Origin of the sequence: Roseovarius sp. THAF9 (genome assembly GCF_009363715.1) — a bacterium.
In the GTDB taxonomy this organism is placed as follows: Bacteria; Pseudomonadota; Alphaproteobacteria; order Rhodobacterales; family Rhodobacteraceae; genus Roseovarius.
Map to the genome: position 1 here is coordinate 2,492,143 of NZ_CP045404.1, position 15,124 is coordinate 2,507,266.

At 64.0% G+C, this 15,124-nt stretch carries 12 protein-coding genes and 1 tRNA gene; 9 read left to right on the plus strand and 4 right to left on the minus strand.

Going from position 1 to position 15,124, the window contains the following annotated elements; translation table 11 throughout:
- The first annotated feature begins 36 nt into the window (after positions 1-36).
- The 4 genes from FIU86_RS12380 to FIU86_RS12395 are packed head-to-tail and all read left to right on the plus strand — an operon-like array spanning position 37 to position 3,960.
- Positions 37-666 carry a paraquat-inducible protein A gene (locus FIU86_RS12380; protein ID WP_152475365.1) on the plus strand — a complete coding sequence of 210 codons (630 nt, stop codon included), beginning with the start codon at positions 37-39 and terminating at the stop codon, positions 664-666.
- Positions 636-1,310, plus strand: a complete 675-nt coding sequence (locus FIU86_RS12385) for a paraquat-inducible protein A (RefSeq protein ID WP_172977494.1) — start codon at positions 636-638, stop codon at positions 1,308-1,310. Before FIU86_RS12380 ends, FIU86_RS12385 begins: the two co-directional genes overlap by 31 nt.
- Positions 1,307-3,391, plus strand: coding sequence for an intermembrane transport protein PqiB (locus tag FIU86_RS12390; RefSeq protein ID WP_152475366.1), 2,085 nt, complete (start codon positions 1,307-1,309; stop codon positions 3,389-3,391). The genes FIU86_RS12385 and FIU86_RS12390 overlap by 4 nt, the downstream gene beginning before the upstream one ends.
- Positions 3,392-3,393: 2 nt before the next feature.
- Positions 3,394-3,960, plus strand: coding sequence for a membrane integrity-associated transporter subunit PqiC (locus tag FIU86_RS12395; RefSeq protein ID WP_254703825.1), 567 nt, complete (start codon positions 3,394-3,396; stop codon positions 3,958-3,960).
- A 158-nt stretch (positions 3,961-4,118) separates the two neighbouring features.
- Here the strand turns inward: FIU86_RS12395 and FIU86_RS12400 are convergent.
- Positions 4,119-4,205: transfer RNA gene (locus FIU86_RS12400), tRNA-Leu, on the minus strand.
- Positions 4,206-4,272: 67 nt separating this feature from the next.
- Between FIU86_RS12400 and lipB the strand changes: the two genes are divergently transcribed.
- A complete protein-coding gene (lipB, locus tag FIU86_RS12405; protein ID WP_302848770.1) occupies positions 4,273-4,977 on the plus strand; it encodes a lipoyl(octanoyl) transferase LipB in 705 nt (234 codons plus the stop codon).
- A gap of 81 nt (positions 4,978-5,058) precedes the next feature.
- On the opposite strand, the gene FIU86_RS12410 is transcribed toward lipB, so the two are convergent.
- Positions 5,059-5,487, minus strand: a complete 429-nt coding sequence (locus FIU86_RS12410) for an organic hydroperoxide resistance protein (protein ID WP_152475368.1) — start codon at positions 5,485-5,487, stop codon at positions 5,059-5,061.
- 106 nt (positions 5,488-5,593) lie between these two features.
- On the opposite strand from FIU86_RS12410, the gene FIU86_RS12415 reads away from it, so the two are divergent.
- Positions 5,594-6,022, plus strand: a complete 429-nt coding sequence (locus FIU86_RS12415) for a MarR family winged helix-turn-helix transcriptional regulator (RefSeq protein WP_254703826.1) — start codon at positions 5,594-5,596, stop codon at positions 6,020-6,022.
- 204 nt (positions 6,023-6,226) lie between these two features.
- On the opposite strand, the gene FIU86_RS12420 is transcribed toward FIU86_RS12415, so the two are convergent.
- Both FIU86_RS12420 and FIU86_RS12425 read right to left on the minus strand, forming a co-directional pair.
- Positions 6,227-8,572 carry an ATP-dependent helicase gene (locus tag FIU86_RS12420; protein ID WP_152475369.1) on the minus strand — a complete coding sequence of 782 codons (2,346 nt, stop codon included), beginning with the start codon at positions 8,570-8,572 and terminating at the stop codon, positions 6,227-6,229.
- Positions 8,573-8,709: 137 nt separating this feature from the next.
- Positions 8,710-9,168, minus strand: a complete 459-nt coding sequence (locus FIU86_RS12425; protein WP_152475370.1) for a hypothetical protein — start codon at positions 9,166-9,168, stop codon at positions 8,710-8,712.
- 286 nt (positions 9,169-9,454) lie between these two features.
- Between FIU86_RS12425 and FIU86_RS12430 the strand changes: the two genes are divergently transcribed.
- The 3 genes from FIU86_RS12430 to pyc all read left to right on the plus strand — a co-directional run bounded on the left by FIU86_RS12430 (position 9,455) and on the right by pyc (position 15,082).
- A complete protein-coding gene (locus tag FIU86_RS12430; RefSeq protein ID WP_152475371.1) occupies positions 9,455-9,928 on the plus strand; it encodes a hypothetical protein in 474 nt (157 codons plus the stop codon).
- Positions 9,929-10,231: 303 nt separating this feature from the next.
- Complete coding sequence (locus tag FIU86_RS12435) at positions 10,232-11,374, plus strand: alpha-hydroxy acid oxidase (protein ID WP_152475372.1); 1,143 nt, start codon at positions 10,232-10,234, stop codon at positions 11,372-11,374.
- Between the two features lie 264 nt (positions 11,375-11,638).
- Positions 11,639-15,082 (plus strand): pyruvate carboxylase, encoded by a 3,444-nt coding sequence (pyc, locus tag FIU86_RS12440; RefSeq protein WP_152477142.1) that lies wholly within the window; start codon positions 11,639-11,641, stop codon positions 15,080-15,082.
- Positions 15,083-15,124 lie beyond the last annotated feature (42 nt).

Below are 15,124 nucleotides of genomic sequence, written 5' to 3' on the forward strand. Positions count from 1 at the left end.
CTTGCCAAAGGCCAAGTTAAGCTAAGTACCGAAACGATGCGCGAAACTCAGCTCCCCCTGGACGACATGATCGTCTGCCCGCAATGCGATGCGGCCTACAGCCTGCGCCGGCCCGATGTCGGCGAGCGGGCCCGCTGCGCGCGCTGCGGCACGGCCCTGATCACGCCCCGGCGCAAGGCCGGGCTCCAGATCATCGCGCTGTCGCTAACCGTGGCGATCCTGATTGTCGCGGCCACCGTATTTCCCTTCCTGACGATCACGGCGGCGGGCACGTCGAACTCCGTCTCGATCCTCGACGCCGCACTGGCCTTCAGCGACGGCCCCCTCATCGCGCTGTCGCTGGCCACGGCGGCGCTGATCGTCTTCGTCCCGCTGGCACGCGTGCTTTTGTCGATGTACGTGCTTGTGCCCATCGTGCTGGACCGCCCCCCGGCGCGCGGCGCCACGCAGGCGTTCCGCCTGTCCGAGGCGATGCGGCCCTGGTCCATGGCCGAGATTTTCGCCATCGGATGCGCGGTGGCTCTGGTCAAGATCACGGACCTTGCCGATGTCGGCTTCGGGCCCGCCTTCTGGATGTTTTGCGCCTTGGTCTTTCTTGTTGTGGTTCAGGACAATTTCCTGTGCAGGTGGTCAGTATGGAACTCGCTGGAAAAACCGAAAACGTAAAAAGCGCCCGCGAGCTGGGCCTCGTCGCCTGCACCCGCTGCACCAAGGTCTGGCCCGCCGGAACCGAAACCTGCGGCCGCTGCGGCAAGCACCTGGAATCGCGGGACTCCACCAGCCTGCAACGAGTCTGGGCCTACTGGATCGTGGGTTTCCTCTGCTACATCCCCGCCAACATGTACCCGATGCTGCAAACCCGCACGCTTCTGACCGTGCAGGAAGACACCATCGTCGGCGGCGCGATCGAGCTTTTTCACTACGGCTCCCCCGGCGTGGCGCTCATCATCCTCATCGCCAGCGTCGCCATCCCGGTGGCAAAGTTCCTGGCCATCGCCTTTCTCGCCGTCTCGGTCGTGCGTGTCTCCAGCATTTCCATGCACCAACGCCAGCTTCTCTACGAAGTGGTTGAATACATTGGCCGCTGGTCCATGATCGATATTTTCGTGGTTGCCATAATGTCGTCGCTGGTGCAGTTGAATACATTGGCCGCGATCACACCCGGCCGCGCCAGCCTGTTCTTTGCCCTATCGGTTATCTTCACCATGCTTTCTGCCCAAGCCTTCGACAGCCGGATGATCTGGGACGTCCAATCCGGCAACCCCGACACGTCCGACAACAGCGCCACGTCGGACCGGACCGCCACATGAGCGACACACCTCCTCCCTTGCAGGTCGAACGCCAGCGCAAGTCGCGCCTCAGCCGTGTCTCAATCGTCTGGATCATCCCGGTACTCGCCATCGTGATTGCCCTTGCCGTTGCCTGGCAGACCTACAGCGAGCGGGGCCCCGTGATCGAAATCAGGTTCGAGAACGGTGCCGGTATCGCCGAACGCGAAACCGAGCTGCGCTATCGTGACGTGGCGGTCGGCATCGTCGAGGAAGTGCGCTTTTCCGAAGATCTCGAGGCCGTGGTCGCCGCCGTGCGCGTCGACAAGGACGTGGCCTCCTATATCGACGTCTCCGCCAGCTTCTGGATCGTCCGCCCCGAGGTCACGGCCCGCGGCATCACCGGCCTCGATACCGTCCTGTCGGGCGTCTATATCGAGGGCACCTGGGACAGCAAGCCGGGCACGCCGCAGACCAGCTTCGACGGGCTGCCCGATGCGCCGCTTTTTCGCCCCGGCGGCAACGGTCTGGAAATCGTCATGCGCACCACCCCCGACGGCACCATGACCGACGACAGCCCGATCACCTTTCGCGGCATCGAAGTGGGCCGCGTCGGCAAGGCCAGCATCTCGCCCGAGGGCAACTACGCCGTGGCCGAGGCGCTGATCTACGAGCAACACACCGGCCTCATCTCCTCCAGCACCCGGTTCTGGGAAACCTCCGGCTTCACCTTCTCCGTCGGACCGCAGGGCGCCGAAATCGACTTTTCCTCGGTCGCCACGCTGGTCAGCGGCGGGTTGACCTTCAACACCTTCGTCTCGGGCGGCGAGCCGGTGGACAACGGCACCGTGTTCGAGGTCTACGGCACCGAGGAAGCGGCCCGCAACAGCCTCTTCCAGGCTTCCGACGTCGAGGCGCTGGAAACCCGCGTCGTTTTCGACGAGAACGTCTCGGGCCTTGCCGTCGACGCTCCGGTGGAAATCAACGGCCTCAAGATCGGCGAGGTCCAAAGCGTCCGCGGCGTGATCGACGAGGAAGAGTTCGGCGATAGCCGCGTGCGCCTCAGCGTCGTGCTGGCGATCCAGCCGGCCCGCCTCGGCCTGCAGGATGAGGTCACGCCGCAGACCGCCCGCGAATTCCTCGCGGACCGTGTCGCAGGCGGGCTGCGCGCCCGGCTGACCAATGCCAGCATCCTGACCGGCGGGCTCAAAATCGACTTGGTGCAGGTCGACGACGCCGAACCACAGACGCTGGAAACCCCCGAGGATGCCCTGCCCATCATCCCCACCACCGAAAGCGATATCGTCGATGCCGCCGCCACGGTCGAGGGCGTGGTCACCCGCATCAACAACCTGCCGATCGAGGAATTGCTGGGCAGCGCCATCGACTTCCTCGACAGCGCCCAGGCGCTGGTAGCCAACGAAGATCTTCAGGAAACCCCCGGCGAGGTCCGCGCCATCCTGTCCGAGATCCGCACGATCGTCGCGTCGGAGGATGTCCAGAACATTCCGGTGGCGCTCAACGCGTCCGTCACCCGCCTCGAGTCCCTTCTCGCCGAGATCGAGGAAACCGAGCTCACCTCGCGCCTCGTGAGTGCCGTCGACGCCGCCGCCGACGCCGCGGCGGGCGTCAGCACCTCGGTCGAGGGCATCCCGGCCCTCGTCGAACAGATCGAGGCCGTCGCCGCCAAGGCCGAGGCCCTGCCGGTCGAGGAACTGGCCAACCAGCTGACCGAGCTGGCCGCCGCCGCCGAGGACATCCTCGACACCGAGGCCGCCCGCCAACTGCCCGCCGACCTGAGCGCGGCCCTCAACGAGATCAACGCCACCCTGACCGAGCTTCGCGAAGGCGGCGCGGTCACCAATCTCAACGCCACGCTCGGCTCCGCCCGCCGGGCCGCCGACGCCGTCGCCACCTCGACCGAGGACCTGCCGGCGCTGGTCGAACGGCTCGGCAACGTGCTCAACCAGGCCAGCACCACCATCGCCGGCTACAACAAGGGCGACACGCTCAGCCGCGAGGCGCAAAGCGCGCTGCGCGACATATCTCAGGCTGCGGACGCTCTGACGTCGCTGGCCCGCATGCTGGAACGCAATCCCAGCGCGCTAATCCGAGGAAGATGACAATGAAGCTCCGCACACCCGCCATCGTCGCCGCGACTCTGCTGACCGCCGCCTGTGGCGGCCCCTCGGCCGATCTCTACCCGGTCGCGCCGCCGCAGGTGTCGGACTCCATCCGCATCTCCTTCCGCACCGTCGAGGTGCGCGAGGTGTCGCTGCCCGCCTATGCCGCTGCCGACGAGATCGCGGTCGAGGACGAGGACGGCAAGCTTGTGACCGACGCCAATATCCGCTGGGCCGATTCGCCCGAGCGCTCCGTCGCGCTCGAAATCGCCCGCAACCTCGCCCGCCTCTCCGGCGCGCGCGTCGCGTCCGAGCCATGGCCGTTCGAGGAATTGCCCGACGCCCGCCTGGAAGTCCGCTTTGAAAGCCTCGTCGCCGGGGCCGACGGCAATTTCCGTGGTTCGGGACAATATTTCGTCGGCGTTCCGGACGGGCGCCGCGAACGCTCCGGCCTCTTCCAGCTTGCCGTGCCCTACGACCCCGAAGGCGGCATGCCCGCCCTCGCCCGCGCCCGCGGCCAGCTAGTGCTCGACCTGTCGCGCATCATTGCCCGCGAGGGGTTGCGCTGAGGCACGACCCGGTGAGCCCGTTGGACAATCTGAGTTTGTTCTGTAGGCACGCCCAAGCCCTACGCCGTGGGCAGGTCTATCGAACGTAATGCGGGGGAGTGCGGTGACCTCGCACAGATCCGGCCCCAAGTCGCCGACGGCGGTAGGCTAAATAAGAATGGTGCGGTCGGGGGGACTCGAACCCCCACGAGTGTTAGCTCACAGCGACCTCAACGCTGCGCGTCTACCAATTCCGCCACGACCGCCCGTGACCGAAAGGCGCCCCGTGGGACCGCCTTGGTGAGCCGCCGTATAGGCAATCGCGCCCGGCTTGTGAAGGCCAAAAACCACGGCTTTGACAAAATCCGCGCCACCTGCCAAAGCACGCCGATGGTAGACTGGATCACCTCCCCCGGCCTCGTCGACTACGAGACCGCCTGCACCGAGATGGAGGCGCGCGCCGAAGCCATCGCGCGCGGCGCGGCCGACGAGGCGATCTGGCTCTTGGAGCATCCGCCGATGTACACCGCCGGCACCTCCGCCAAGCCTGCCGACCTTACCGACCCCGACCGCTTTCCGGTCTACGCCACGAAACGGGGCGGGCAGTACACCTATCACGGTCCCGGCCAGCGCGTCGTCTACGTCATGCTGAATGTGGGCCAGCGCGGCCGCGACGTGCGCGCCTTCGTCCAGCAGCTGGAAACATGGGTCATCGCCACGCTCGACCAGTTTAACGTCACGGGCGAAATCCGCGAGGGCCGGGTCGGCGTCTGGGTGGCGCGCGACGACAAGCCCCTCACGCCGTCCGGGCAAAAGCCCGAAGACAAGATCGCCGCCATCGGCATCCGCCTGCGCAAATGGGTCAGCTTTCACGGCATCTCGATCAACGTCGAGCCCGACCTCAGCCATTTCACAGGCATCGTCCCCTGTGGCATCACGGACCACGGCGTCACCTCGCTCGTCGATCTCGGACTGCCCGTCACCATGGGCGACGTAGACGTGGCCCTGCAAAAGACGTTCCCACAAGTGTTCGTCTGATCCGCATACGAAAAGGCCCGGACAAAACGCGATTCACGGTCTTGCTTCGCCCGGGCCCTACGCGGACAGTATCGCCGGCCGTCAGGCCAGTTCGGTTTTCACCTCGATATTGCCCTGCGTCGCGTTGGAATACGGGCAAATGAAATGCCCGCGCTCCATGATCTTCTTGGCGGTGTCCTCATCGACACCCGGCATCTTTACCGTCAGTTCCACCTTCAGACCAAATCCGCCGTCATCACGCGGCCCGATCCCCACCTTGGCATCGACCGACGCGTCATGCGGCACCTCGCCCAGCTTTTCGCTCTGCGCGGCAAAGCGCATCGCGCCCAGGTAACAGGCGGCATAACCCGTCGCGAACAGCTCTTCGGGGTTGTGCCCCTTGCCGGCCCCGCCCAGCGCCTCGGGCGTGTCCATTGTGAAGGTCAGCATGCCGTCTTTCAGACGCGCCACCCCTTCGCGGCCACCGCCGGTGGCATGGGCTTCGGTCCAGTACTTGATATCGGTCGACATGAAGGCTCCTTTTCATCGCTCAAGATTAAATCGTACACGACACATATGCCTGCCAAATCGACTGTCAACGCTTGCGATCAAATCGCGCACGACATATCTTTGCTCAATGAGCACCCTTCCCCCACCCGACATGCTGTGCTTCGCGCTCTATTCCGCCGCGCACCGGATGCAACAGAGCTACAAGCCGCTCCTTGCTCCGCTCGGCCTGACCTACCCGCAATACCTTCTGCTCAGCGCGCTCTGGTCCGAGGATGCCCGCACCGTAGGCGCCCTGGGCCGCGAGTTGCAGCTTGAATCCAACACGCTCACCCCCCTGATCAAGCGCCTGGAAACCCGCGGCCTTCTGCGCCGCGAACGCGATACGGCCGACGAACGCCAGGTCCGCGTGCATCTCACCGAAGCAGGCCGCGCGCTTCAGGCCAACGCCACTCATATCCCCGAATGCATCGCCCGCGAAACCGGCATGGACATGGATGACCTCACCCGCCTGCGCAACGAGATCCTCACTCTGCGCGACCGGCTCGACCGCGTCTGACGCCCCGCACACATCCCGGCGCGCTCTGCTTCCTCTGGCCGCAAATATCCCCGCCGGAGGCCCCGGCCTGCCACGCAAGCCACGCCTAGCAAGAGGCGTCACATCCTCAACGGCCCCGAGACACCGCATTTGGCGGTGTCGAGACGTCCTGCGCGCGTGAAACGCGCTCCTTTAAGTCATCCGAACCCCTACAATCCGACCCCGTCAGAACGGAATATCATCCGTGCCGGTCACGAACCGCGCCACCACCTTCTTGACCCCGGCCTTCTCGAAATCGATCTCCAGCTTGTCGCCCTCGATCCCGATGATCGCGCCATAACCGAATTTCTGGTGAAACACCCGCTCGCCCATCTCGTGTGCGCTCACCGCCTGCGCATCGATCACCATGTCCCGCGCCTCCTGCGGCTGGCTCATGGGCCGCTGCTGGCTGCGCGCCTGCATTCGCTTCCAGCCGGGCGAGTTATAGACATTGGCCTCCGCGACACGGGCTTCGATCGACCCCAGTCCACCGCCCGCAGCCCCATAGCCCCCACCATACAACCCCGGCGGCGTCAGCACCTCGACATGGTCTTCCGGCAGCTCGTCGATGAACCGGCTGGGCATCTGGCTCTGCCATTGCCCGTAAACCCGCCGGTTCCCGGCAAAGGAAATCGTGCACACCTCCTCGGCCCGCGTGATCCCCACATAGGCCAGCCGCCGCTCCTCCTCCAGGCCCTTCAGCCCGCTTTCGTCCATGCTGCGCTGGCTGGGGAAGAGGCCATCCTCCCAGCCCGGCAAAAACACCGCCGGAAACTCCAGACCCTTGGCGGCGTGCAAGGTCATGATGCTGACCTTCTCACCCGCATCCTCGCTCTCGTTGTCCATGATCAGGCTGACATGCTCCAGGAACCCCTGCAGGTTTTCGAAGCCTTCCAGGGCTTTCACCAGTTCCTTGAGGTTCTCCAGCCGCCCCGGCGCCTCTGGCGTCTTGTCCATCTGCCACATCTCGGTGTAGCCGGACTCATCGAGCACCATCTCGGCCAGCTCGACATGTGACACGTCCTTGTCCCCCACCAGCCGCCCCCAGCGCCGCAGGCCATCCAGCAGCTTGCCCAGTTCCGAGGCTCCTTTCCCGGTCAGCCCCTTTTCTTCCAAGAGGATCGCCGCGCCTTCCACCAGCGACACGCCGTTCGCCCGCGCCGTCACCTGGATCTTCTGCTGCGCCTTGTCACCCAAGCCGCGCTTCGGCGTGTTCACCACCCGCTCGAAGGCCAGATCATCGGCGGGGCTGACCACCAGCCGGAAATAGGCCATCGCATCGCGGATCTCCATCCGCTCGTAGAAACGAGGCCCGCCAATGACCCGATACGGCATCCCGATCGTCAAAAACCGATCCTCGAAGGCCCGCATTTGATGCGACGCCCGCACGAGGATCGCCATGTGATCAAGGCTCATCGGTGCCATGCCCCGCGTGCCCCGCTGCATCGCCTCGATCTCTTCCCCGACCCAGCGTGCTTCCTCGTCGCCGTCCCAATGACCGATCAGGCGCACCTTCTCGCCCTCCTCGGCTTGCGTCCACAACTCCTTGCCCAGCCGGTCCTTGTTGCCGGAAATCACGCCGCCCGCAGCAGCCAGGATATGCGGCGTCGAGCGGTAATTCTGCTCCAGCCGGACAACAGTGGCCCCCGGAAAATCCGTCTCGAACCGCAGGATGTTGCCCACCTCGGCGCCCCGCCAGCCATAGATCGACTGGTCGTCATCGCCCACGCAACAAATGTTCTTGTGCCCGCCCGCCAACAGCCGCAGCCAAAGGTACTGCGCCACGTTGGTATCCTGGTACTCGTCCACCAGAATATAGCGAAACCAGCGCCGGTACTGCTCCAGCACGTCGTCATGGGTCTGGAAAATCGTGACCATGTGCAGCAGCAGGTCGCCAAAATCTACCGCGTTCAGCTCGCGCAGCCGGGTCTGGTACTGCTGATAGAGCGCCACGCCCTTACCGTCATAGGCGCTCGCCTCGGCAGCAGGCACCTGATCGGGCGTCCACGCGCGGTTCTTCCACTGGTCGATGATCCCCGCCAGCATCCGCGCAGGCCAACGCTTGTCGTCGATATTCGCCGCCGCGACCAACTGCTTCAACAGCCGCAACTGGTCATCGGTGTCCAGAATGGTGAAGTTCGACTTCAGCTCCACCAGCTCCGCGTGACGGCGCAGCAGCTTGGCTGACAGTGAGTGGAAAGTGCCCATCCACCTAACCGGCGCTTTAATCTCAAATGGAGTTCGAGCGAGGCGCTGGCTCATTTCACGAGCTGCTTTATTCGTGAAAGTCACAGCCAGAATCTGATGTGGCTCCGCTCTTCCGAGCGTTAACAGATGAGCTATTCGCGCCATGAGCGCCTTGGTCTTGCCTGTGCCCGCGCCCGCCAGCATCAGGACAGGCCCTTCCAGCGCCTCCACCGCTTGCAGCTGCGCGGGATTTAGATCGTCTAGATAGGCCGTTCTAGGCCGCGCCATCGCCCTTTGCGAGAGCGACAGGCTCTCGAAGGCATCGGATTCGTCAAAACTGCTCATGGCGAAACAATAGCGAAGCCGCTCCCCGAGGGAAAGCCAATGTTCACACTGTGTTCCAACCCGTTAACACTTATTTCCGCCGCGTAGGGTGGGTGAAAGCCCACCTTTGGTGGATCGAAAGCCAAACGATCCGCGTCTCACGACCCTGCGCCTCTCTCCCGCCGCAACGCCTGCAAATCGCACCTGCCCGCAACGGCCCCCGGCCCCGGCAGGTCATCCGCCCCCGCCACGCCCTGCCGCAGTCCCGCCGTCGCCGCCCAACGCTGGATCGCCCCTTCCGAACACCGCAGGTACAGCACGCCCGCCGCCTTGCTCACATGGCGCATCTCGTGCTCGAACCGGCCTTCATACCCGTCTCGGTCGATCAGAACCACCACCGGCTGCTTGCCCGTCAAATGCTGCGCGAACAGCGCTTGGTGCACGGAATCCCTCGCGCTGGGTTTGCCGTCGAGGCCCAGCTCGATCACATGATCCTCGGTCTCGCAATCGACGCGCACGTATCGCTTGATCCCCGCCACATCGAAATAATGCCGCTGCTCCTCGGCGCTTCCCGCCAGGAACGCGCACAGCAACGCTGCCAACTCGACCTCACCCATCTTGGAAACCTCACCACGCACAATCGTTAACAAAAGGTTAACACAAACAGCCGAGATAGCCACATGCGCGTAGGTTTTCCGTCACCCCTCGGCGTCCTGGCAACAGCATTTCTCAACAAAGGTTAATGCCCCAGTTTTCTTCGTACGAAGAAAATTCCAAACGAAAATTCGTACAAATTTTCGCACGGCTCCGTCCGCGCGGACCCGATACTTCCGTCGCAACCGTGGAACGATCACCGCACATTCGGGTTTCTCCGGCATCTTTGACTCGGAGAGGAGGACTCCCATGAAACGCAAATTGACAAGCGTCGTCGCACTCTGCGCCATCGCCGGCCTGTCCGGCCCCGCCTTCGCGGACTGCCAGGACGAACTGGCGAAACTGACCGGTGATGCCAATGCCGAAGGAAACGGCGGCATCATCCAAGACGGCAGCCTCGCCCCGCTCGAAGATCCGGATGAGGACGCGGGCGCCACCGACACGTCCGAGGCGTCGTCCAGCGATTCCGAGGACACCGAAGGCGACGGCGAGATCGTTCAGGACGGCGACACCGAACCGCTCGAAGCCGACACGTCGCAAGTCGCGACCTCCGGCCAGGATGCCGCAGCGCAGCAGAATGAGGGCAGCGCCGAGAGTTCGGCCGACGGATCCGAAGAGATGTCTCAAGAAGCCAAAGACGCTATTGAGACTGCGAAAGCCGCGCTCGAAGCCGGCGACGAAAAAGCCTGCATGGAAGCCGTCGAAGAAGCGCGCAACTCGTAACGCGACCTCGACACCGGAACAGCTTCAAAACGCCGTCGGCCCACCGTGGACCGGCGGCGTTGTTCGTGTTGGCACCGGGCCGACCACCGCCTGGTCCATACGCGGACCTCTCTTTCGGGGGATCGGCAACCTGGGGCAACGCACGGCCGTTAACGTCGGCAAAACATCCAAACGCCACCGTCGCCTTACCACCCAAATACCGACGCGATACCGACGTGGATTTTACGGGTCGAGCCGCACCGTTAACCAACCTGTGCGCGGATTTCCCTTCCCGGTCGCATCGCGGCTTGCTATCGCTTTGCCATGTCGCTCGATGCCCGCTTCCCAGCCATCTCCGACCTGCGTGCCCGCGCTCGGCGCCGACTGCCGCATTTTGTCTGGGAATATCTCGACAGCGGCACCGGCGCCGAGGCCACGACGCGACGCAACAAAACACAGTTGGACGCGGTCCGTCTGATGCCGTCCATACTGCACGGCGAGATTACGCCTGACCTCAAAACTTCCTTTCTGAGTCAAATGTTTAACCTGCCTTTCGGCATCGCGCCGGTCGGCATGTCCGGCATGATCTGGCCCGGCGCGGAACAGCTCCTTGCCCGTACCGCCGCCCGTGCGAACATCCCCTACACGCTTTCCACCGTGGCCAGTCAGAAGCCCGAGGATCTAAGCTCTTCGATCGGAGAAAACGCGTGGTTCCAGCTTTATCCTCCCCGCGATCCGGACATTCGCAGCGACATGCTGCAACGCATTAAAAAGGCTGGATTTTCCACTCTGGTCCTGACTGTCGACGTGCCCGTTGGCTCGCGCCGCGAGCGGCAGGTCCGCTCCGGTCTGACCCAGCCGCCCCGGATCACACCGCGCATCCTCGCACAGATCGCCACCTGCCCCGCCTGGGCCATGGCTATGGCCGGGCGCGGCATGCCGCGGATGCGCTTCATCGACGATTACGCGCCCAAAACCAAGGGCTTGCCGTCGAACAAGCACGCCGGCTACCTGCTGCGCACCTCGCCCGACTGGTCCTATCTGACATGGCTGCGTGAGCATTGGAACGGCTCCCTGATCGTCAAGGGGGTACAGGACCACCGCGATGTGCCACGCCTGCAATCCGAAGGCGTTGACGCCATCTGGATCTCCAACCACGCCGGCCGACAGTTCGACGCCGCTCCGGCCACGATCGAGGCCCTGCCCCGCATCCGCGCGGCCACCGACCTGCCGATCATCCTCGACGGCGGTGTCGAGGGCGGTCTGGATATCCTGCGCGCTCTGGCGCTGGGCGCGAACTTTGTGATGATGGGACGGGCCTGGCACTACGCCCTCGCGGCTCTAGGGTGCGACGGCCCGGACCATCTGGTGCACATCCTCAAGTCGGACCTGGAGGCCAACATGGGCCAACTGGGCCTTGTCAACCCTCAAGATGCCCCAACCCGCCTGTTGCCGGACATGGACTGAAGAGTTTCGTCCCCTGCGTTTACCGAACGTTAATCGATCTGAGGGAATGTCCCGTCAATAACGCCCCAAACAGCGTCCCGTCGCACAGTTTCCGAACGGGTAGCAATCCTACCCGCCTGGCCAAAAAAATCGCCCGCCGGTAGATGTACCCACTTTGGCGGATTGCGCTATCCTCTTGCAAAACCTAGAAACAGGCGCGACGCTGCACTGCGGCGCAAATAATGCTGAGCAACCGCAGCGAACGACATGACGGAGGGACAAGCCATGGCCGAGTTCAAGAAAATTCTGATCGCCAACCGGGGCGAGATCGCCATCCGCATCATGCGCGCCGCCAACGAGATGGGCAAACGCACCGTCGCTGTCTATGCCGAGGAAGACAAGCTGGGCCTGCACCGGTTCAAGGCCGACGAGGCATACCGTATCGGCGAGGGCTTGGGTCCCGTGCAAGCGTATCTCAGCATCGACGAGATCATCCGCGTTGCCAAGAAATCCGGCGCCGATGCGATCCATCCGGGCTATGGCCTGCTGTCCGAGAATCCCGCCCTCGTGGACGCCTGCGAGGCCAATGGCATCACCTTCATCGGCCCCAAGGCCGAAACCATGCGCGCCCTTGGCGACAAGGCCAGCGCGCGCCGCGTCGCCATTGAGGCTGGCGTGCCCGTCATCCCCGCCACCGAGGTGCTGGGCGAGGACATGGACAAGATCCGCAAGGAGGCGTCCGAGATTGGCTACCCGATGATGCTCAAGGCCTCCTGGGGCGGCGGCGGGCGCGGCATGCGCCCCATCGAGTCTGAGAAAGAGCTTGAGGAAAAGGTCCGTGAAGGCCGGCGCGAGGCCGAAGCCGCCTTCGGCAACGGCGAGGGCTACCTTGAGAAAATGATCATCCGCGCCCGGCACGTCGAGGTCCAGATCCTCGGCGACAAGCACGGCAACATGTACCACCTCTATGAGCGCGACTGCTCGGTCCAGCGCCGCAACCAGAAGGTCGTCGAACGGGCCCCTGCGCCGTACCTCACAGACGAACAGCGCGAAGAAATCTGCGAGCTCGGCTACAAGATCTGCAAGCACGTGAATTACGAGTGCGCCGGAACGGTCGAGTTCCTGATGGATATGGACACCGGCAATTTCTACTTCATCGAGGTGAACCCCCGCGTGCAGGTCGAACACACCGTGACCGAGGAAGTCACCGGCATCGACATCGTGCAGGCCCAGATCAAGATCGCCGAGGGCAAGACGCTCGAAGAAGCCACCCGCAAGAAATCGCAGGACCAGATCACCCTCAACGGTCACGCGATCCAGACGCGGATCACCACCGAGGATCCGCAGAACAACTTCATCCCCGACTATGGCCGGATCACCGCCTTCCGTGAAGCGACCGGCATGGGCATCCGTCTCGACGGCGGCACGGCCTATTCCGGCGGCGTCATCACGCGGTATTACGACTCGCTACTGGTCAAGATCACCGCCAACGCGCAAACGCCCGAAGGCGCCATCGCCCGGATGGACCGCGCCCTGCGCGAGTTCCGCATCCGGGGTGTCAGCACCAACATCGCCTTCGTCGAAAACCTGCTGAAACACCCCATTTTCCTCAGCAACGAATACACCACCAAGTTCATCGACACGACGCCGGAGCTGTTCGATTTCGCTGCCCGCCGCGACCGGGGCACCAAGGTGCTGACTTACATCGCCGACATCACCGTCAACGGCCATCCCGAGGTGCAGGGCCGCGTGAAACCGCGCAAGGATCTGGCCCTGCCCCGCGCGCCGCAGCCCAAGAACGATACGATCCAGGATGGCGCCAAGCAGATTCTTGACCGCGACGGGCCTCAGGCGGTGGCCGACTGGATGGCGGCACAGAAACAGGTGCTGATGACCGACACCACCATGCGCGACAGCCACCAGTCCCTGCTGGCGACGCGCATGCGGTCGATCGACATGATCCAGATCGCCGAGAACTATGCCCATGACCTGCCACAACTTTTCTCGGTCGAGTGCTGGGGCGGCGCGACTTTCGACGTGGCCTACCGCTTCCTCGACGAATGTCCGTGGCAGCGCCTGCGCGACCTACGCAAACGCATGCCCAACCTGCTGACGCAGATGCTGCTGCGCGGCTCCAACGGGGTCGGCTACACCAACTATCCCGACAACGTTGTGCAGGCTTTCGTGAAACAGGCCGCCGAAAGCGGCGTCGACATCTTCCGTGTCTTCGATCCGCTGAACTGGACCGAGAACATGCGCGTCTCGATGGACGCCGTGCGTGATGCCGACAAGGTACTGGAAGCCGCAATCTGTTACACCGGCGACATCCTCGACCCGAACCGCGCCAAGTACGACCTGAACTACTACCTCAAGATGGCCAAGGAACTGAAAGAGGCCGGCACCCACATCCTGTGCATCAAGGACATGGGCGGCCTTCTTAAACCGGCCTCCGCCACGGTGCTCTTCAAGGCCCTGAAGGAAGAAATCGGCCTGCCCATCCACTTCCACACCCACGACACCGCCGGCGTGGCCTCCGCCACGATCCTTGCCGCCGCAGATGCGGGCGTCGATGCCGTCGACTGCGCCATGGATGCGCTTTCGGGCAACACGTCACAGGCGACGATGGGCTCGGTCGTCGAGGCGCTGCGCCACACCGACCGCGACACCGGGCTCGATATCGACGCGATCCGAAAGATCTCGATCTACTGGGAAAACGTCCGCGAGCATTACGCCGCCTTCGAAAGCGCCATGCAGTCGCCCACCTCCGAGGTCTACCTGCACGAGATGCCCGGCGGCCAGTTCACCAACCTGCGCGCTCAGGCCCGCTCTCTGGGGCTCGAGGCCAAGTGGCCCGAGATTGCCCGCACCTATGCCGACGTGAATCAGATGTTCGGCGACGTGATCAAGGTAACCCCCATCGCCAAGACCGTCGGCGATCTGGCCCTGATGATGGTCAGCCAGGGTCTCACCTGCGAGGACGTGCTCGACCCCAAAACCGAAGTCAGCTTCCCCGAAAGCGTCGTCACCCTGATGAAAGGCTATGTGGGCCAGGCCCCCGGCGGCTTTCCCGACGACATCGTGCGCAAGGTGCTGAAAGACGAGAAGCCCATCACCGTCCGCCCCGGCACCTTGCTGGAGCCCGAGGACCTCGAGGCGCGGCACAAGGAAATGCAGGACAAGTTCGAGGACGAGGAGATCGACAACGAGGACCTGATGGGCGCGATGATGTATCCCAAGGTCTTTGATGCCTACATGGAGCGCCACCAAGTCTACGGCCCCGTGCGCACCCTGCCTACCAAGACCTTTTTCTACGGTATGGAACCGGCCGAGGAAATCTCGGCCGAGATCGACCCCGGCAAGACGCTTGAGATCCGCCTGGTGGCGGTCGGCGAAACCCATGAGGACGGCGAGGCGCGGGTGTTCTTCGAACTGAACGGCCAGCCCCGGACCATTCGTGTCCCCGACCGCCGCGTCAAGGAAACCGTGCAGGCCCGGCCCAAGGCCGAGGCCGGCAATGCCGACCATATCGGTGCGCCCATGCCCGGCGCCGTGGCCACCGTCGCGGTCAGCGCGGGCCAGCAGGTCAAGACGGGCGACCTGCTCTTGACCATCGAGGCGATGAAGATGGAAACCGGCCTGCACGCCGAGCGCGACGCGACCGTGAAGGCCGTCCACGTTCAGCCCGGCGCCCAGATCGACGCCAAGGACCTGCTGGTCGAACTGGAATAATAGATCCACAGCGGGGCGCGCATACCGACGCGCCCCGCCTAT